This window comes from Mesorhizobium sp. M5C.F.Ca.ET.164.01.1.1, assembly GCF_004792125.1.
GTDB lineage: Bacteria > Pseudomonadota > Alphaproteobacteria > Rhizobiales > Rhizobiaceae > Mesorhizobium > Mesorhizobium wenxiniae.
Genome location: NZ_SRTG01000007.1, coordinates 90672 through 109480, shown reverse-complemented (window position 1 = coordinate 109480; position 18809 = coordinate 90672). Strand labels below are relative to the sequence as shown.

The following is an 18809-nucleotide window of genomic DNA, read 5'->3' as shown; positions in this document are numbered from 1 at the left end:
CAAAAAAGGCGGGAAATTTTCCCGCCTTTTTCATGCCGTTCCGACCTCTTCGGGATCATGCTCTATTGATTGATCTCCGGTTCTACGAGCCTTGCCAGGTTTCGCAGCGACTCCTGCCAACCGAGATAACAAGCCTCAGCTGGAATGACGTCCGGCACGCCTGCCTGCGTGATATCCAGCTCCGTGCCGACTGATACTTTCTTCAGTATCACCGTCACCTGCATCTCGCCGGGCAAGTTAGGATCGTCGAACTTGTCCGTATAGCGCAGGCGTTCGCCCGGAACGAGCTCGACATACTCGCCGCCAAACGCGTGGCTTTTGTCGGTTGTGAAGTTGCGGAACGACATTTTGAATGTGCCGCCGACTTTGGGTTCCAGATGATAAACCGTGCAGGTGAAGCCGTTGGGCGGTAGCCATTTCGCGAGCGCGTCCGCCTCAAGGAAAGCGCGGTAGACTTTTTCTGGGCTGGTTGCCAGGACGCGGTGCAGGCGTACGGTACTGGGCATATCATTTATCCTTGTAATTGGAGTGTCGATCCTGCCCAAGGACGAACGGATCTTGACCAATCCGACACAAGTCCTGAGGTTTTTTGGAACCGGGGCCGCAGACCTTCATGTTAGGCTCCCTGCGACCGCTTTTCGACCCGTTGCGGAAGTTCGTTCGACCCTGCCGAATTCACGCCCCTGACCCTAGTCGGACATTCCAGGCCCAAATTTTCTCCCAGATAGGGACCTCCAGTGGAACTCACCGCTTTGACCCAATCCAGTAGTTACTCGATTTCGACCTCAATGTCGCAAGAGGTGGCGAAAGCGGATCTTGACCGGACTAGATGCGTGTCGCCTATTTGGCCCGCTCGATATGCGGGGTATATAAGCGGGCTTGCAATGATGAGGCTGGCGCTACCTGCCCGGCCGGCTCAAAACAAGGGTGGGGGCCTATTCGGAGTTCGCCACGGGTGCGACCAGCGGCGTGATGCGGCGGATCGCGACGCGCCGGTTCTCGCGTTCGGACTCCTGGGTTCCCGCTGGTCCGACAGCGCCAGGTTCGCCACCTCCGCCCCGACCGCATCGCGAGCGACACTGGAAGATGCCAATCCCGCACCCACGTCCAAGCGACCTTTGCCTTTCAGGAAGCTCGATGACGATCAGATCTTTTGATAGTGATCTGGCGACCCCGTTCTACTATGTCGCCCGCAGCCACGTCGAACCGCTAACCCCTGTGCGGTCCTTGCAGCGAAACAACATGAAGGTCGGGCAACGAGTCGGAGAGGCGACCGACAGGGGCGGCTCGATGTTGGTCCGGAAATGACGCAACCGAACCGGCCGGGGCATCGGCTCGGATTTCACCGCTATGGCGCGTTCTACGTCTCAATCGGGTGGCTTTGCGACACCAACGAGCAGCAAGATCAAAGTCGGGAATCAGGCGGATACCCGTCCTGCGATTCATGCACCGACGGCAATTTTGATCAGGCAATGAGCTGATGCGACCGGCGGTATCCGGCACACGTATTTCAAGCACGGTGCTATTGTACAATCTCTACCAGGGCGCGCTTACCTTGATAGCCCGATGAGTTTAGAATTGGTCTTCTAGGCGGCTCGTCAGAAGCCGCCGGCGAAGAAGCCTATCGAGGGAGGAAACCATGACGCCGATCGAACCAAACAAGTCGCGTACCTGGCATAGGTCAGTGCTCGGCGCGGCCATGCTCGGCATGGGCGTGCTGCTGACGGGAACGAGCGCCGGCGCCGGCTCTGTGGACAAGACCCCATTCGGAAACACGGAGGACGGCAAGGCCGTGGATCTCTACACGCTCACCAACGACAGGGGCGCGTCCGTCAAGTTCATCGCCTATGGCGGTATCGTCACGGCGATCAATGTGCCCGACCGCTGGGGCAAGCTCGACAACGTCGTGCTCGGCTTCAAGGAACTCGCCGACTACGAATCCATGAACCCCTATTTCGGCGCCTTGATCGGGCGCTACGGCAATCGCATCGGCGGCGCGAAGTTCACGCTCGACGGCACGCAATACCAACTCGCCCCCAATAACGGGCCGAACAGCCTGCACGGCGGCACGAAAGGCTTCGACAAGGTCGTCTGGGCGGTCGAGCCGTTGAGCAGCGTCAGCGGCGCCGCAGCGCGGCTCAACTACACGAGCAAGGATGGCGAGGAAGGCTATCCCGGCACGCTCACGGTCCAGGTCGTCTATAGCCTCACCAACGACAACGAGCTGCGCATCGACTACGAGGCGACGACCGACAAACCAACCGTGGTCAATCTCACGAGTCATTCCTACTTCAATCTCGCCGGCGACGGCACGGGTGGGATCGATGATCACATCCTCACGATCAACGCCGATCGCTACACGCCGGTCGATGCGACCTTGATCCCGACCGGGCAGCTCGCCTCCGTGACCGCCACGCCGTTCGACTTCCGCCAAGGGGCGCCGATCGGCGCACGCATCCGCTCGAGCGACCCACAGATGGCCTATGGCCGCGGATACGATCACAACTTCGTGCTGAACCGGTCGGGTGGTGGACTTTCGCTCGCCGCCCGAGTCTACGAGCCGCGCTCGGGCCGGATCATGGAGATCTCGACCACCGAGCCCGGCGTCCAGTTCTACAGCGGCAACTTCCTCGATTCGACGCTCGTCGGCGCAGCCGGTCAGCAATACCGCCAGACCGACGGCTTCTGCCTTGAGACGCAGCACTTCCCGGATTCGCCGAACAAGCCGTCATTTCCAACGACGGTGCTGAAACCGGGCGAAACGCTGAAGTCGACTACGATACACAAATTCTCCACCGACGCGTCCTAGCGTTGCAGCTGCGTTCTTTTCTGGTTGCTGAATCGATGGGTCGCCATGATTCGGAGATCATGAATGACGGACGTTTCGATCGAGACACTGAAGCTCTGGGCGTCGTCGCTGTGGGAGGCAAGGCAGCGGATCCGGAGCTTGCTTGCTGGCGCTATGTCCCCGGCCGAACGCGCAGCCTCTCCGCGGCGAAGCAGGCGAACGTTGCGGCTTTCCATCGCCCAAAGCCGCTGGCCGTAGCCAAACCAGACCTTCATGCAGGTCGCTGTCTACGTCCGAAAGGAAGTCGATTCAAAGCTGCAGCGCGAAGGGCGGCTTTGGAGAAGCGCCGGGAAGGTCGGTAATTGGCGCTCCCTGCTCGTTCCAGTCGTCGAAACGGACGGCAGTTGCCCACCCGTCTCGGCCATTGGCGGCAGCCAGATGATTGAGTTTGATCCTAAGCTGCGCCCGGCAATTCCGGCTGTATCAGATCACCGAATCGGTCCAGCGGACGATGTCCTTGGCGGCATCGCCGAACGCACGGTCGAGCGCGCCGACATAGGCCTGATTGCCGCTGCCCGAGACGGGCGCGGTCGCGGTAAAGCTCTTCGAGGCGCGCACCTCGCCATTGCGGTCGTTCAGTATCCGCACGAACAGGTCGACTTCGGCATGTTCGCCGCCGTCGACCCTGACGTCGAAGGAACGGACCTCGACGATGACCTGATAGTCGATCGCCAGCCCCTCGCCCGGCTTGCCGACACCGGCGAAGCTGCCCGAGCGCTGGAATGTCTCGGCCAGCCGCGCCTGCACGATCAGCGGCAGCCGATCGGCCCATTGCGCGCCCTTGAGGTACTGGATCGAGCGCACGGACGGCTTGATGACAATGTTCTGGCTGTCCAGCGCCTTGAGCGCGGAGGGTTGGGCAATGAGGATCTGGCGGCGGCTGCGGCCGCGCGCATCGAGCGGCGGCGCCGACAATTCGAATGTGTCCAGCGGCGGCGGCCCGCCGCCCGGCAAAAACGCGCAACCGGCTAGCGAAAGCGCAAGCAATGCCGCACCCGCTTTGAGCCCACCCGATTTGACCCCGCCCAATTTAAGCACCACCGACTTCACACGCGATCCTCGTTGTCCCCGAATCGTATGAGCAATCCGCATCCGCAGTGCACTTGCCTGCTGTTCTTGGGGCGGGCGAAATCCGAAGTCAACGCCGCACCCTGCCGTCGAATTGCCGAACCTCGCCTTCGCCGCCTGACAGGATCCGCTGCGGATTGCGGCTGAGATCCGTCACCGCCTCTTCGATGCGGCTGATCGAACGGCGGCTGTCCTGGACCAGCGCTTCGACGTTCTGCAGGCCCTGACCGGAGAATCGGGCCAGATTGGCGGTGATGGTGCCGAGGCGGGCGTTCAGGGTGTCGGCGACCTGCTTGAACGATCTCAGCGTATTCCTGGCATCGGCTATCATGCCGTCGGCCTGACCTGAGCCGAGCAATGTATCGACCTTGACGAGGATGCCGTCGACGCGCACCGAGGCGTCGTTGAGACGCTCCGCGAGCTGCTGCGCGTCCTTGATGGTCTGGTCGATATCGTCGGCCCGGTTGGCGAATTTGCTGGTCACCTTGGCGATGTCGGCGGCAGCCTCGTTGGCGTTTTCGCTTGCCTTCTGGATGTTGGCCAGCGCGGTGCGAACCTGTGCCGGGTCGATGCCGTCGAGAACGCCGTCGACCTTGGCCAGCGTGCCTTGCGTCTTCTGGGCGAAGTCGTTGATCGACCCCACCGCGGTGTCGACATTCCTGACGACCCTGTCGAACTGCTTGCTGGTTTCCTTAAGGTTCGTGGTCACCGTATCGACGTTGGCGACGATGCTCTTGATCTGGTCCTTGTCGACGGCGTTGAGCAGTCCTTCCGCCGCCCTAAGCGTGCCGTCGAGCTTGCCCGAGACACCCCTCAACTCGTCCGAAAGCGAACTGACGCTGGCGAGGAATTTGTCGATGCCGTCGGAGTTCTTGGCCAGCGCGTCGGAGAATGTCTGCACATTGTTGACGGTCTGCGTCAGCGGCCCGCGAACGTCCCGGGTGAAGCCTTCGAGCTGGGTGAGAACCGTATCGGCGCGGGTGAAGATGTTCTGCGCCGTCTGCAACAGGTTGGTGACCGCCGACGGGTTGGCGACGATCTCAGCGACGCGGCCCTCCGCCTCCGCCTGATCGAGAAGATTTACTTCCTTGGGGTCGGCGCCCTTGAGTTCGATATTGGCCTGACCGGTGAGGCCGGCGAGGCCGATATCGGCCTGCGTCGATTTGGTGATCGGTGTCATGCGGTCTATTTCGGCGTCGGCTATGGCGGCGGTCGGATTGTCGACGTCGATATAGACGCGTCTGACATCCCCAACCCTGACGCCGTTGAACAGCACGAAGCTGCCGCGGCCGAGGCCGGAAGCCGATCCCGGAATGCGCACCCGCAGCATCGCCGTCTCACCTCTGTCGCCGATCGCGGCCGTCCAATAGACGAACGCGAACGCTGCCAGGATCGCGGCTAGCGTGAAAATGCCGACAATGACGTAGTTGGCTCTGGTTTCCATTTATCACTTATGGCTACGCGCGGGCCGCAAGATCAAGTTGCCGCGCACGTTTTCCGCGAAAATAGGATTTCACCCAGGGTTCCTCGCTTCTGAGCATGTCGTCGATCGTGCCTTCGACCAGCACTTTCTTTTTGCCGAGCACGGCCACCCGATCACAAGCGGTGAACAGCGTGTCGAGATCGTGCGTGACCATGTACACGGTCAGATCCATGGTATCGCGCAGCTTGACGACCAGTTCGTCGAATTCAGCCGCACTGATTGGATCGAGGCCGGATGTCGGCTCGTCGAGGAACACGATGTCGGGGTCGAGCGCCAGCGCGCGCGCCAGCGCCGCGCGCTTGATCATGCCGCCGGAAAGCTCGGACGGAAATTTCTGCGCCGCATCCGGCGGCAACCCGACCAGTTCGACCTTGAGCATCGCCAGCTCGTCCATCAGCTTTCTGGGCAGGTCGAGATATTCGCGCATCGGCACCTGCACGTTTTCGAGAACCGTGAGCGCCGAAAACAGCGCGCCGTGCTGGAAGAGGACGCCGAGGCGCATGTCGATGCGAAGACGCTCCCTCTCGCTCGCCTTTTCGACATCGACGCCGAACAGCTTGATCGTTCCCGACTGCTTGTGGACCAGGCCGAGGATGGTGCGCAGGAGAACCGACTTGCCGGCACCGGAGGCGCCGACAAAGCCGAGGATCTCGCCGCGCCTGATATCGAGCGACAATCTGTCGAGAATGACCTTGTCGCCGAAGGACACGGTGATGTCGTGCGCGGAAAGCACGATCTCGTCTTCGTCGGCGGCCCCTTCCGCAACCCCAGTCGCCTTTGTGCTGCCCTGCGTCGCCATGTCAGAACTCGATCGCCGCGTAGAACATGGCAAAAAGCCCATCGAGGATGATGACCACGAAGATCGACTTCACCACCGAAGCGGTCACGTGTTGTCCCAGCGATTCGGCGCTGCCGCCAACCTTCATGCCTTCGACCGAGGCAATCGTGCCGATGATCATGGCCATGAACGGCGCCTTGATCAGCCCGGCAAAGATGGTGCTGAGATCGATGGCGACACGCAGCCGGTCGATGAACGCCGCCGGTGCGATGTCGGAGTAGAGCCATGCGGCCAGGATGCCGCCGCCGAGTGCGGCGAAATTGGCGATGATCGTCAGGCAAGGCAGTGCGATCACCAGCGCGACCAGCCGCGGAAACACCAGCACGCCGATTGGATTGAGCCCGATGACCTTCAGCGCGTCGACCTCCTCGCGCATTTTCATCGAGCCGATTTCCGCCGTAATGGCGCTGCCCGAACGGCCGGCGATCATGATCGCGGTCATCAGCACGCCGAGTTCGCGCAGGATCAGCACGCCGACCAGATCGACGACGAAGATATCGGCGCCGAAATAGCTGAGCTGGTAGGCGCCTTGCTGGGCGACGATCGCGCCGACGATGGCCGACATCAGCACTACCACCGGGATGGCGCCGACGCCCATGCGATCGATCTGGTTGAAGATCGCCGCCGGATTGACCGCATGGCCGCGGCCGAGCTTCATCTGCGAGCCGCGTATCGTGGCGCCCAATATGTTCATCGCGGCCAGGAAATCGTCGCGCATTTCATAGACACGCCGGCCAACCGCCTCTAGGGCGCGAATGATGATGTTGGGCGGCTTTGTGCCGCCGGAATCGGGTTCGCGCCGGACCGCGTCGCCAACGGCGCCGAGCAGGATCGAGGCAATCTCGCTTTGCCCTTGCAGCCTGATCTCGACGCCTTTCTTTTCGAAGGCGCTGACCAGGCGGTCGATCAGCCAGGCTCCGGCGGTATCCATCTTCTCGATATGCGAAAGGTCGAGCGCCAGCGTCTGGAAACCGCTGCGCTTCTCGATCTTGCGCATCTCGGCGTCGACCAGCGTCACGGTGCGCGTCGTCCAGTTTCCGGAGAAGGCGCAGCCCAGAACGCCACCCTCCTCACCGACCGCGACGCGCGGCTGGTGGTCGGCCTCTTTGGCGGTCGTGCCGCTTGCGTGGCGTTTGCGGATGGTCAACATGGCGTCCTGTTAGCCTGACGGGCCAATCTGTTTAACCTGACGAGATCCACCTGTCGATTTGCCGACAAGCTCGTTGTCGCACAGCCGGAGCAGAAATATATGGCGCGTGTCATTTCGGTCGAGGCCGAGCGCTTTCCCATCGCCGGGACCTTCACCATTTCGCGCGGTTCGAAAACCGAAGCCGAGGTTATCACAGTGACGATCCACGAGGACGGCCAGAGCGGGCGCGGCGAATGCGTCCCCTACAAGCGCTATGGCGAAACGATGGACGGTGTGCGCGATGCGATCGAGGCGATGCGCGGCGAGATCGCTGGCGGCATCAGCCGGGCCGCGCTGCTCGATGCCATGCGCGCCGGAGCCGCCCGCAATGCCATCGACTGCGCGCTATGGGACCTGGAGGCGAAGCTCACAGGCAAGCCGGTCGCTTTCAGCATCTGCACGGCTCCGCCGAGCGCGCCTGAGACGGCCTACACGCTGTCGCTTGGTGAGCCCGACGCGATGGCAGCCCAGGCCCGCGCCAACGCCCAGCGCCCGCTGCTCAAGGTCAAGATCGGCGGCGACAACGATATGGCCCGTATCCGCGCGGTTAGGGAGGCGGCACCGGCGAGCCGCATCATCCTTGACGCTAATGAGGGCTGGAGCGACGACAACATCGTAGCAAATCTCGCCTTTGCCGCCGAATACGGCATCGCCCTGATTGAACAGCCGCTGCCGGCGGGCCGTGACGGCTTCCTTCGCCAAATCGCGCATCCGGTGCCGATCTGCGCCGATGAAAGCGTGCATGAGGCAGAGGGCCTTGCCTCGCTTGTCGGCCTTTACGATGCCGTCAACATTAAGCTCGACAAGTCGGGCGGCTTGACCGCTGCCCTTATCCTTCGCGATCGCGCCCGCGAACTGGGTTTTGGCGTCATGGTCGGCTGCATGGTCGGCACGTCATTGGCCATGGCGCCGGCCGTGCTCTTGGCGCAGGATGCCGATTTCGTCGATCTCGACGGTCCGCTGCTGCTTGCCCGCGACCGTGTTCCCGGTCTCGTCTACCAGGGTTCGCTGGTGTCACCGCCCGATACGGCGCTGTGGGGCTGAACGCGCTGCAAGCCCGATCAACGCAAGGCCGATAAGGGCGATCGGGATCATCGCAAAAAAGCCGTCCACGCCGAAGCGGTCATAAAGCGGGCCGGACAAGAGCGTCACCACGGCCGTGAAAAAGCCGTTGGAGAAATAGGCGATGCCTTGCGCGGCCCCGGTGCGCTCCTCCGCGATCGTCTCACCGATCATTTTCTGCAGGCCGATCAGCACCAGCGCCACGGAGACCGCATGCAGCGTCTGGACTGCGAAAAATCCGGCGACGCCAAGGCCAAGCGGCCAGATCATGGGGAAGGCAATCCAGCGCACGATCGCGCCTATCCCGGCCATCACCATGATCGACACGACCGAGAAGGAGCCGAAAACCCGGGTGAAGACCATGAACATGCCGATCTCGGCCACCACACCCCAACCCCAAAGCAGCCCGACCACCTGATCGCCGATGCCGATCGATTTCCAGTAGATCGACACGAAACCGTAGAGAAACGCGTGGCTGGCGGTGATGACGCCGACGCCGATGGAGAAATACAGGAAATAGGCGTTGAGGAGTTTGGGCGCCGATTGCTGGATGTCGGCCGCCGAAAGCGGCGAGGCACGGCGGGGACGGCCGAGCCGCGGCGCGATCAGTCCGACGACAAGCGCCGCGCCAAACGCTGCGAAAATGATCACCGGAACAGCCTGGGCGCCAGTCACCGACAGGATGAAACCGCCCGCAAGATTTGCGCACAGATAGGAGATCGATCCCCATTTGCGCATACTTGCGTAGTTGGAGCCGAAGCGGCGCACTCCCGACAGTGCCAGCGAATCGGCAATCGGCGAATGCGGTGTCCAGACCACAGCGAGCGCCAGCGAAACAGCGAGCACCATGGCGTAGGTCGGCGTCAGAAAATAACCGGCGGACAGCGCCACAGATGCGGCGATCAGCGCGACATAAACATGGGCGCGGTCGCTCGCCCTGTCGGCCAGTGCCGTAAGCAATGGCGTCGTCACCACGCGCAGGAACATTGGTGCTGCGAGAATGATCGCTATCTGCTCGGCATCGAAACCCTCTGCCTGCAGCCACAGCGGGAAGTACGGCAAATGTATCCCGAGCGGCACGAAAAGCGTGAAGAAAATCAGGCCCATGCGCAGTTCGAAATGACGCGGCTTGACGAGCTGTTCGGGTGAAAGCGGCGGCAGGGAGGACATCAGAAGGCAATCCGTCGGCGCGGCATTCGACCGGCCGGTCAGCAGCGCACGTAGATCCCATAGCACGGCAAAAAAAGCGACGAAATCGCCTGGACTAACGCATCATCGCGTCAGGCAGCCTGGACTGCCCTGCCCTTGATGTCGACGATGTCGATCGGGACCAGCACTTCGCTGCCGACCGGAGCCTCCGGCAGGACATGCGCCCAGTGCAGGATCTCCATCTGGCCGTCGAAATGCTCGACCACCGCGGTGCAGCTCTCCACCCAGTCGCCGGTGTTGATGTATTGCACATCCTCGTAGTTTTCGATCGCGGCATGGTGGATGTGACCACAGATCACGCCGTCGACATGCGAGCGGCGCGCTTCCTCGGTCAGCATGGTCTGGAACGAGCCGATGAAATTCACCGCCTTTTTGACGTTGACCTTGGCCCAGGAGGAAAACGACCAATAAGGCAGGCCAAGCAGTTGGCGAAGCCGCGTCACCACGCGGTTGACGAGCATGGCCGCGTCGTAGGCATAGTCGCCAAGATAGGCCAGCCAGCGCGCGTTGTGGACGACAGTGTCGAACTGGTCGCCATGGATGACAAGAAGACGTTTGCCGTCGGCGGTCTCGTGGATGGCGCGGTCGGCGACGACGATGCCGCCGAAATGCACGCCTTGGAACTGGCGCGCGAACTCGTCGTGATTGCCGGCGATGTAGGTGATGCTGGCGCCCTTGCGCGCCTTACGCAGCAACTTCTGGACGACGTCATTGTGGCTCTGCGGCCAGTGCCAGCTCCGTCTCAGCCGCCAGCCGTCGACGATGTCGCCGACGAGATAGATGATATCGGCGTCGTGATGGCGCAGGAAATCGATCAGGAACTCGGCTTTCGCCGCCTTCGATCCGAGATGGACGTCGGAGATGAACATGCTGCGGAAAGTGCGGGGCTCTGCGCCAGGCATTGGATTCTCACCGTTGCTCTCGTGCAGCCTATGCCCCGATTCATGCAACAACCGTATGACGGTTGCGATTGGTCCAGCCCCAAGAGTAGGTTGCGGCCCCAATCAAAGGAGAAATCGCCATGGATCTCGGTATTCGCGGAAAAAAGGCCATCGTCTGCGCTTCGAGCAAGGGACTTGGGCGCGGCTGCGCCATGGCGCTGGCCGAGGCCGGTTGCGATCTGGTCGTCAACGGGCGCAACGCCGACCAGCTGGCGAAGACCGCCGCCGAACTGCGCGAAAGATTTGGCGTCAAGGTGACAGAGATCGTCGGCGACGTGTCGAAGCGCGAGGTGCAGAAGGCGCTGCTGGCAGCCTGCCCCGATCCCGATATCCTCGTTAACAACAATGGCGGACCGCCGCTTCGCGATTTCCGCGAGCTCAACCGCGAAAAGATCCTCGAAGGCGTCACCCAGAACATGGTGACCCCGGTCGAACTGGTTCAGGCTGTGATCGACGGCATGGCCGAGCGCGGCTTCGGCCGCATCGTCAGCATCACCTCGTTGTCGGTCTATGTTCCCATTCCCGGCCTCGACCTGTCGTCCGGCGCGCGCGCCGGCCTGACCTCGTTCCTTGCCGGCGTCGCGCGGACGGTGGTCGACCGCAATGTGACGATCAACAACATGCTGCCGGGCAAGATCGACACCGACCGGCTGCGGCCCCCGCATGAAGCCGGCACCCCCGAAGATCCGGCTGCTGCCGCCGCACGCAAGACCCAGGCAGCAGCCAACGTTCCGGCCAAGCGGCTCGGCACGCCGGAGGAATTCGGCCAGATCTGCGCCTTCCTGTGCTCGGTTCATGCCGGCTATCTGACCGGGCAGAACATACCGGTCGATGGTGGCGCCTACGTCAGCGCGTTCTAGTGGCAGAATCCAAGGTTTGGCACCCGCTGGGAACGGCGGGAGGCGATCCATCTCGGCCGTACTTGTCAGGAGGGACGGCTCTGAAAGCAGGCCTTGCAGGTGGCCGTCGTCATGGGATCATGTCTGTCGCGGAAGTTGGGTGCAGAACTGAATTTCCGACAGATCATAATTGGCAGCCGAGGCAGATCGCGCCTGTCGCCACGATACCGATGCGACCTCGTGAAGATCAAGACCGGAAGCTCGGTCGTCGGTCCACAGATACGGACGCGTGCGATCGTGGTGCAGCAGAAAGTGGTCGGCCGGTTCAGTTTGAGCTGATGGCTGACGCACGGTCGATGGCGACATCGCTGTTTCGCGCGGCGCGAGGGAGGTGAGCAAGCTTCTGCTGTGCCAGACCATAAGCAGCCGATTTATCGTCCGACGTCTCAAAGATATCGGCTGCGCTGGCGAGGGGCGGGTGTGGTGTTGAGCAGCGGGGCTATGATGGCCCCTTCCCGCGCTGGTCGCCGCTACAGTGCATACGGCCATTCGTCCGGCACGAAACGATAGGCGTCGCCATCGCGCGCCACATGGCCCATGCCGGGGAACGGCAAATGCATGCCGGCGATCAGCATCCGGTCAGCAGAGACCCGGTCGAGCGTCCGCTTGCGCGTTTCGGCAGCCAGCTTGGAATCGACATCGAAGGCGATGCTCCAGTCCGGGCGCGCGAACTGGTAGGTCGCCATGTGCACGACATCGCCCCAGATGAACAGCGCCTCGCCGTCCGATTCCACGATGAAGCCGGCATGGCCCGGAGTGTGGCCGGGCAGCGGCACGGTGCGGATCGCGCCGACCGCCTCGCCCTCGCCACCCACCTGCCGCACGCGGTTCGCGTAGGCGGCGGCGGCCTGGCGGGCGCCGATGAAGAACGGCTTTGCCCCATCCGGCGCCTGGTTCATGTTCGCATCGTCATGCCAGAAGGCGTAATCGGCGGCGGTGACGACGAGCTCGGCATTGGGAAACCGCGCCTGGCCGGCGGGAGTCAGAACGCCGTTGATATGGTCGGGATGCATATGGGTAATCAGCAACGTGTCGATCTGGTCCGGAGAGACGCCGGCCGCCTCGATAGCGGCCGGAAGTCGGCCGAGTGACGGGCCCATGCTGTCTGACGTACCGGCGTCGACGAGCACCAGACGGTCGCCCAGATTGATGAGATAGGCGTTGACCGGTGCGCGGCGCGGTCCGCTCTTCTGGAAGCTGGCCTCAGCCAGCCGCTCCGCATCGGCCTCAGCGTGCCCGATGACCAGCTCGGAACCAATGTCGATATAGCCGTCTAGTAGCGCCGTAACCTGGACCGATCCCACGTTGCGGCGGAGAGCGCCAAGCGTTGCGGCGTCGGCCAGCGGCGCGCGGGCCACCGCCGGAACGGAGATATTTGCTAGGAGAGTGCCGCCGGTTAGGCCGGCACCGGCGAGAAAATGACGGCGGGAAAGCGGCATTGCATCGTCTCCAGTTTTGGGGATTCAGAGCTCCAAGCGGAGCAAGGCGGGTATACGTCATAGGCCTAGCTTTTTGAACTTGCCGATTCCTTATATGTCTTATTACTCTCAGTAATTAATCACGACGGAGAGTTGCCACCATGGACCGCTTGACCGAGCTAACCAGCTTCGTGCGCGCCTGCGATACCGCCAGCTTCTCGGCGGCAGCGCGCGAGTTGGGCTTGAGCCAGCCGGCCGTCAGCCAGCAGATCCGCGCACTGGAAAAGCGTCTAGGCGTCCGGCTCTTTGACCGTACCACCCGCCATGTTTCGCCGACGGAAGCCGGCCGGCGTTATCTGGAGCGCGCCCGCGACATCATTGAGCGCATTGAGGAGGCGGACCGCAGCGTCGGCTGCCTCGAATCGAAGATGTGCGGACGTCTTGCCGTCGGCGCGCCGGCCAGCTTCGGCGCCGGCGTGCTTGGCGGCTATCTGATCGAGTTCAAGCGCGCCTATCCGGAACTGTTGCTCGACGTGGCGCTGACCGACAGTTTCGTCGATGTGATCGCAGAGGGGCTCGACGTGGCGATCCGTATGGGGACCATCGATGACAACCGGCTGATCGTGCGCAAGCTCGGCGTGATCGGGCGCTGCCTCGCGGCGACGCCAGAGTATCTCGACCGCAGGGGCAGGCCGCGGCGCCCAGAAGATCTCGCCAACCATGATTATCTGCTTTACGCCCACATCAGAAAGCGCGATGTCGTGCCGCTGACCGGCCCGGGCGGCGAAAAGGCCGAGGTGCGAATCCGGCCGGCCATGCGCTCGGACAATTCGCTGCTCAATCATCAGGCGTTGCTGTCTGGCGTCGGCATCGGCCTCGGGCACAAGGTGATACTCGATCCGCTCATCGCCGAGGGCTTGCTCGAACATGTGCTGCCGGACTGGCACTATGCGCCGCACCATGTGCATGCGGTCTATCCATCGAACCGCTTCATTCCGTTGAAGGTCAGGCGGTTCGTTGCCGGCTTCGCCGACCACCTCGCCGCGATGGGTGCGTTCATCGATGACGAAAAAAGCATGTACATCCAGGAAACGGCGCCGGCCTAGCGAAGTCTGACGTTTGTACGCGCCGGGAAATGGCGGAGGCGGGAGAGTCGAGATGTGGCGCGGCGGAGATAGGCGTAGCCCCGCAACCGCGGTGAGTAGCTGTCGGGTGGACGGTAGCCGCAAAGCGGTCCGCCTGACACCGTTGCGGCTGCTGCTCCCGCAGGACACATGAACTACCCTTCATGGTCATTCCTCCTGCCGATCGAGAAACCGCTTCACAGCGTCGAGGAACACACCGCGCCCTGCGGCCTCGCGATCGAGATGCACGAAGTGCGTGGCGTCCGGGATGTCTAGACGTTCCGCTTTTGGTGCTTCGTCCACGATTGTCTTCGCGTCCTCCGGCCGGCTCCAGAAATCCCGTCCGGAGCGGATGACGAGCACTGGCATGGTGAGTGCCGCCGCCGACCATTGCCGGCGACCGAAGGCGAGTCCGAAGCTGTCGGCCATGGCGCCGCTTGGGGACCGGAAACTCGGCGGCTGGCGCGTCGGCGCCGTCTCGTCGGAGGCGAGTGCTGCATCACCATAGGCCGCAGCGACCGCGGGATCGCGCCACTGGGCCTTGTCCGCGACCGGGATGCTGTCGTCCCAGGCAGTGAATAGGCTCTGACGTGTATTCATCCGATAACCGCCGAACGTATGGACATTGAATGTCCCGGGCCGGTCGGGATTTTCGAGCGGCGAGCCGGTGCCAAGAGTGGAGTGCTGGTCTGAGCCTCCATGCAGGGAGTTGTAGAGGATGAGCCGGTCAACCGTCTGCGGAAACCGGCTGGCGTAGGCGCCGGCCCAATGTCCGCCGGTGGCCCAGCCGACGAGGCTGACCCTCGAAACGTCGCTCCATTTCGCGATAGCGTCGACCGCTGCGGAAATATCCGCCACGACGTCTTCGGTACGCATCAGGGGAGCGGACTTGTCCGGCGGCCTGTTCATGGCCGCAGGGCGGCTCGATGCGCCGTAGCCGCGAACATCCAGGACATAGACAAGGTGCCCGTCCGCCGCGAGGTCGGCGGCAAGCGACCCACCCGCAACAGGCAGATCGAAGGACGCAACGCCGGGCACGCGTGCGCCATGGACGAGGAGGACGGCGGAGTTGGCTTCGGACGCTGCGCCAGGACGGCGCACCTCCCGGACGAAGAGGCGCTCGCCCGTCCGAAGTTCGACGAACCTGTCGGCCCGGACGAGATCCGGCTCTCCTGCCGGTGCTGGAGCGGCGATCATAGCGGCTGCTGTGAGCACGAGGGGAAAGGCGGTAAAATGGGACATCATGACGTCTCCGGTCGCAATTGCGTTCCGCAAAGACTGCCAGCTATTCGATTGCGACATTTCCTCGCTGTTGCGGAGGATTTGCATATGGGTCGTGCCGCACTGCGGCTGGCCATGGCGCAGCCTCCGCTTAGTCAATCGATCGGGCGCCTGGAGAAGGAGCTCGGCGTCAAACTGTTCGAGCGGGCCAACCGCCGCCTGACCTTGACGCGCGCCGGCTCGGCCTTCGTGGAAGAGGCTCGAGCATCCATACGGCACGCCGATTCGGCGCTTCATGTCGCCCGCGCAGCGCATGACGGCGAAGCTGGCGAGATCAGGATCGGCTTCGTGTCGGCGGCCCTTTACGAGCATCTGCCGCACCTCCTGTCCCGGCTTCGCGAGAAGTATCCGGACATCCATCCAAAGCTCATCGAGGTGTCCACCAATGAGCAGATTGCGGCGTTGTCGCGCAGTGAGATCGACATCGGTTTCGTGCATCCACCGCTCGGGACCGACGAACGTCTCGACGTCCATGACTATCCTGCTGAAGATCTTATTGCCGTTCTGCCTGACGACCGGCAGACGCACGGGGTGACGCTGGCGGACATCGCCCGCCACGGGCTCATCATGTTTCCGGCTGCACAAGGCCCGGCGCTCCATGCCCGCATCGTAGACACATTCACCAAGACTGGCCTCGACGTGCGGATCGTCCAGGAGGCGACGCGGGCACTGACCATGCTTTCGCTCGTGTCCACAGGCTTGGGCGCGGCCCTGCTGCCACGATCGACACAGCGCCTTGTATTTCAGGGCGTCCGGTATGCAGCGATCGCCGACGCATCGCTGCCCGCGTGGCCACTTGCGGTGATCGCGAAACGGCGGCCACGGCCGGCCATCGTCGATAGCGTCTGGAAACTGCTTGACGGTCGGCCAGACGTGACTTGACCGCCGGCGATCGGACGTACCAGGTCGCGCAATGCGCTCCCATGACATCAGCCCGGCAGCGACATGGCAGGTGAGGATTTCAGCGCAACAGTCTGACATAGATGAGTTTTTGACGATTCTTCTGCCTAATTGGCGGTTACGTCATTTGGCATCGTGAAAATCCAACGCTGCATGCTAAAAGGGCTTCAAGGCAGGATCGCAGGGAGGCCCGTATGGAAGGCGAAATCAAAAAAACGGCCCGCTCGGACCTCGACGAAGCCGCACTTTATTTCCACAAGCATCCACGGCCTGGAAAGCTTGAAATCCAGGCAACAAAGCCGCTCGGCAACCAGCGCGACCTGGCGCTTGCCTATTCGCCCGGGGTCGCGGCGCCCTGTCTGGAAATCCGCGACAATCCGGCGGCGGCCGCCGACTACACGGCGCGCGCCAATCTGGTTGGCGTCGTCTCCAATGGTTCGGCGGTGCTCGGCTTAGGCAATATCGGCCCACTGGCCTCCAAGCCGGTGATGGAAGGCAAGGCGGTGCTGTTCAAGAAATTTGCCGGCATCGATGTCTTCGACATCGAGATCGACGCGCCTGACATCGAGCGGATGGTCGAGACCATCTCGGCGCTGGAGCCGACCTTCGGCGGCATCAACCTCGAGGACATCAAGGCGCCCGAATGTTTTGAGGTCGAGGAACGGCTCAAGGCCCGCATGGCCATACCGGTCTTCCATGACGACCAGCACGGCACCGCGATCATCGTCGCGGCCGCCGTACTCAACGGGCTGGAATTTGCCGGCAAGACGATCTCCGACATCAAGATCGTCACCTCCGGCGCCGGGGCAGCTGCCCTTGCCTGCCTCAACTTGCTGGTTTTGCTGGGCGCGCGCGTGGAAAACATCTGGGTCACCGACCGTTTCGGCGTCGCTTACAAGGGCCGCGTCGACGAGATGGACCGCTGGAAGGACCCCTATGTCAAGGACACCGAGGCGCGCACGCTGGCCGATGTGCTGCCGGGCGCCGACGTGTTCCTGGGTCTTTCGGCCGCCGGCGTGCTGAAACCGGAATTGCTCCAGCATATGGCGCCAAAACCGCTGATCCTGGCGCTGGCCAATCCCAACCCCGAGATCATGCCGGAAGCGGCACGGGCGGCGCGGCCCGACGCGATGATCTGCACCGGCCGCTCGGATTTCCCCAATCAGGTCAACAACGTACTCTGTTTTCCTTACATTTTCCGTGGCGCGCTGGACTGCGGTGCCAGCGCCATCAACGAAGAGATGAAGATGGCCGCGGTGCGGGCGATCGCTGCCCTTGCCCGCGAGGAACCTTCCGATGTCGCCGCGCGCGCCTATTCCGGCGAAACGCCGATCTTCGGGCCTGATTTCCTGATCCCCTCGCCCTTCGACCCGCGGCTGATCCTGCGCATCGCTCCGGCGGTGGCCAAAGCCGCCTGCGACACCGGCGTCGCGACACGGCCGATCACCGACTTTGCCGCTTATATCGACACGCTGAACCGCTTCGTCTTCCGCTCCGGCCTGGTGATGAAGCCGGTGTTCACGATGGCCAAGACGTCGAATGCCAAGCGCGTCATCTATGCCGACGGGGAGGATGAGCGCGTGTTGCGTGCCGCCCAGGTGGTGCTGGAGGAAGGCATAGCCGAGCCGATCCTGATCGGCCGCCCGCATGTCATCGAGGTGCGGCTGAAACGCTACGGACTGCGAATCAAACCAGGCGTCGATTTCGGCCTGATCAATCCCGAGGACGATCCACGCTATCGCCACTATGTTGACCTTTTGATCGAACTCGCCGGCCGGCGTGGCGTAACGACGGAAGCCGCGCGCACCATGGTGCGCACCGACAACACCGTGATCGCCGCACTTGCCCTCAAGCGTGGCGATGCCGACGCCATGGTGTGCGGCCTGGAAGGACGTTTTGAGCGGCATTTGCGCAATGTCACCCTGATCATCGGCCCGCGCGCCGGTATCAAGGATCATGACCTGTCGACGCTTTCCATGCTGATCTCGCAGCGCGGCATCATTTTCCTCACCGACACCCATGTCACGGTCGATCCGACGGCCGAGGAGATTGCCGAGATGACGGTGTTGGCGGCCGAAGAAATCCAGCGCTTCGGCATCGAACCCAAGGCCGCCCTGCTGTCGCATTCGGATTTCGGCTCACGCGATTCGCCAAGCGCGCTCAAGATGCGGCAGGCAGCGGCAATCCTGGCGCGCATCGCGCCAGACCTGCAATGCGACGGCGAGATGCATGCCGACTCGGCTTTGTCGGAGCAGCTGCGCCAGCGGGTCTATCCGCATTCGCGGCTGAAGGGCGAAGCCAATCTGCTGGTCTTCCCCAATCTCGATTCGGCGAACATCACGCTCACCGCGCTGCGCGCGATGATGGACGCGCTGCATGTCGGCCCGATCCTGCTCGGCACCGACAGACCGGCGCATATATTGACGCCGTCGGTGACGTCACGTGGCGTCGTCAACATGACGGCGCTCGCCGTGGTCGAAGCGGCCCATAAGGCGCAGGCGGTCGTAAATCTGGGTTAAAACGGCTTTTTCGCGGTAAGCTGATAAATG

At 62.7% G+C, this 18809-nt stretch carries 16 protein-coding genes; 6 read left to right on the top strand and 10 right to left on the bottom strand.

Annotated features, from left to right (window positions below):
• Positions 1 to 62: 62 nt before the first annotated feature.
• Entirely contained in the window at positions 63 to 506 is a 444-nt protein-coding gene (locus EN807_RS27510; protein ID WP_029352946.1) for an SRPBCC family protein, read from the bottom strand.
• Positions 507 to 1639: 1133 nt separating this feature from the next.
• On the opposite strand from EN807_RS27510, the gene EN807_RS27505 reads away from it, so the two are divergent.
• On the top strand, positions 1640 to 2809 hold the full coding sequence (locus EN807_RS27505; RefSeq protein WP_348640269.1) for an aldose epimerase family protein: 1170 nt from the start codon (positions 1640 to 1642) through the stop codon (positions 2807 to 2809).
• On the opposite strand, the gene EN807_RS27500 is transcribed toward EN807_RS27505, so the two are convergent.
• The 5 genes from EN807_RS27500 to EN807_RS27480 form a co-directional block, all read right to left on the bottom strand.
• Entirely contained in the window at positions 2806 to 3063 is a 258-nt protein-coding gene (locus EN807_RS27500; protein WP_065008807.1) for a hypothetical protein, read from the bottom strand. The two genes, EN807_RS27505 and EN807_RS27500, sit on opposite strands and share 4 nt — an antisense overlap.
• 208 nt (positions 3064 to 3271) lie before the next feature.
• Positions 3272 to 3940 carry an ABC-type transport auxiliary lipoprotein family protein gene (locus EN807_RS27495; RefSeq protein ID WP_189522588.1) on the bottom strand — a complete coding sequence of 223 codons (669 nt, stop codon included), beginning with the start codon at positions 3938 to 3940 and terminating at the stop codon, positions 3272 to 3274.
• Between the two features lie 46 nt (positions 3941 to 3986).
• The gene (locus EN807_RS27490; protein ID WP_135937464.1) at positions 3987 to 5360 is read right to left on the bottom strand and encodes an MlaD family protein; all 1374 of its coding nucleotides are present in this window, start codon (positions 5358 to 5360) and stop codon (positions 3987 to 3989) included.
• A gap of 13 nt (positions 5361 to 5373) precedes the next feature.
• Positions 5374 to 6198 (bottom strand): ABC transporter ATP-binding protein, encoded by an 825-nt coding sequence (locus tag EN807_RS27485; RefSeq protein WP_135937463.1) that lies wholly within the window; start codon positions 6196 to 6198, stop codon positions 5374 to 5376.
• 1 nt (position 6199) lies between these two features.
• The gene (locus EN807_RS27480; protein WP_135937462.1) at positions 6200 to 7387 is read right to left on the bottom strand and encodes an ABC transporter permease; all 1188 of its coding nucleotides are present in this window, start codon (positions 7385 to 7387) and stop codon (positions 6200 to 6202) included.
• A 99-nt stretch (positions 7388 to 7486) separates the two neighbouring features.
• On the opposite strand from EN807_RS27480, the gene dgcA reads away from it, so the two are divergent.
• Positions 7487 to 8470: an N-acetyl-D-Glu racemase DgcA gene (gene dgcA, locus EN807_RS27475; protein WP_135937461.1), complete on the top strand. Its 984-nt coding sequence runs from the start codon at positions 7487 to 7489 to the stop codon at positions 8468 to 8470.
• Here dgcA and EN807_RS27470 read toward each other — a convergent pair.
• Positions 8441 to 9658, bottom strand: a complete 1218-nt coding sequence (locus tag EN807_RS27470; RefSeq protein WP_135937460.1) for an MFS transporter — start codon at positions 9656 to 9658, stop codon at positions 8441 to 8443. The two genes, dgcA and EN807_RS27470, sit on opposite strands and share 30 nt — an antisense overlap.
• Positions 9659 to 9768: 110 nt before the next feature.
• Complete coding sequence (locus EN807_RS27465; RefSeq protein ID WP_164783922.1) at positions 9769 to 10566, bottom strand: UDP-2,3-diacylglucosamine diphosphatase; 798 nt, start codon at positions 10564 to 10566, stop codon at positions 9769 to 9771.
• A gap of 152 nt (positions 10567 to 10718) precedes the next feature.
• Here EN807_RS27465 and EN807_RS27460 point away from each other — a divergent pair, with 152 nt between their 5' ends.
• Positions 10719 to 11498 carry an SDR family oxidoreductase gene (locus EN807_RS27460; protein WP_135937459.1) on the top strand — a complete coding sequence of 260 codons (780 nt, stop codon included), beginning with the start codon at positions 10719 to 10721 and terminating at the stop codon, positions 11496 to 11498.
• Between the two features lie 509 nt (positions 11499 to 12007).
• On the opposite strand, the gene EN807_RS27455 is transcribed toward EN807_RS27460, so the two are convergent.
• Entirely contained in the window at positions 12008 to 12976 is a 969-nt protein-coding gene (locus EN807_RS27455) for an MBL fold metallo-hydrolase (RefSeq protein WP_135937458.1), read from the bottom strand.
• Between the two features lie 140 nt (positions 12977 to 13116).
• On the opposite strand from EN807_RS27455, the gene EN807_RS27450 reads away from it, so the two are divergent.
• Positions 13117 to 14061 (top strand): LysR family transcriptional regulator, encoded by a 945-nt coding sequence (locus tag EN807_RS27450; RefSeq protein WP_127318528.1) that lies wholly within the window; start codon positions 13117 to 13119, stop codon positions 14059 to 14061.
• A 186-nt stretch (positions 14062 to 14247) separates the two neighbouring features.
• Here the strand turns inward: EN807_RS27450 and EN807_RS27445 are convergent, their stop codons facing one another.
• A complete protein-coding gene (locus tag EN807_RS27445) occupies positions 14248 to 15321 on the bottom strand; it encodes an alpha/beta hydrolase (protein ID WP_135937560.1) in 1074 nt (357 codons plus the stop codon).
• A gap of 87 nt (positions 15322 to 15408) precedes the next feature.
• Between EN807_RS27445 and EN807_RS27440 the strand changes: the two genes are divergently transcribed.
• Together EN807_RS27440 and EN807_RS27435 are read left to right on the top strand one after the other, a co-directional pair.
• Entirely contained in the window at positions 15409 to 16242 is an 834-nt protein-coding gene (locus EN807_RS27440) for a LysR family transcriptional regulator (RefSeq protein WP_246684384.1), read from the top strand.
• Positions 16243 to 16454: 212 nt separating this feature from the next.
• Entirely contained in the window at positions 16455 to 18779 is a 2325-nt protein-coding gene (locus tag EN807_RS27435; RefSeq protein WP_135937456.1) for an NADP-dependent malic enzyme, read from the top strand.
• Positions 18780 to 18809: the final 30 nt, after the last annotated feature.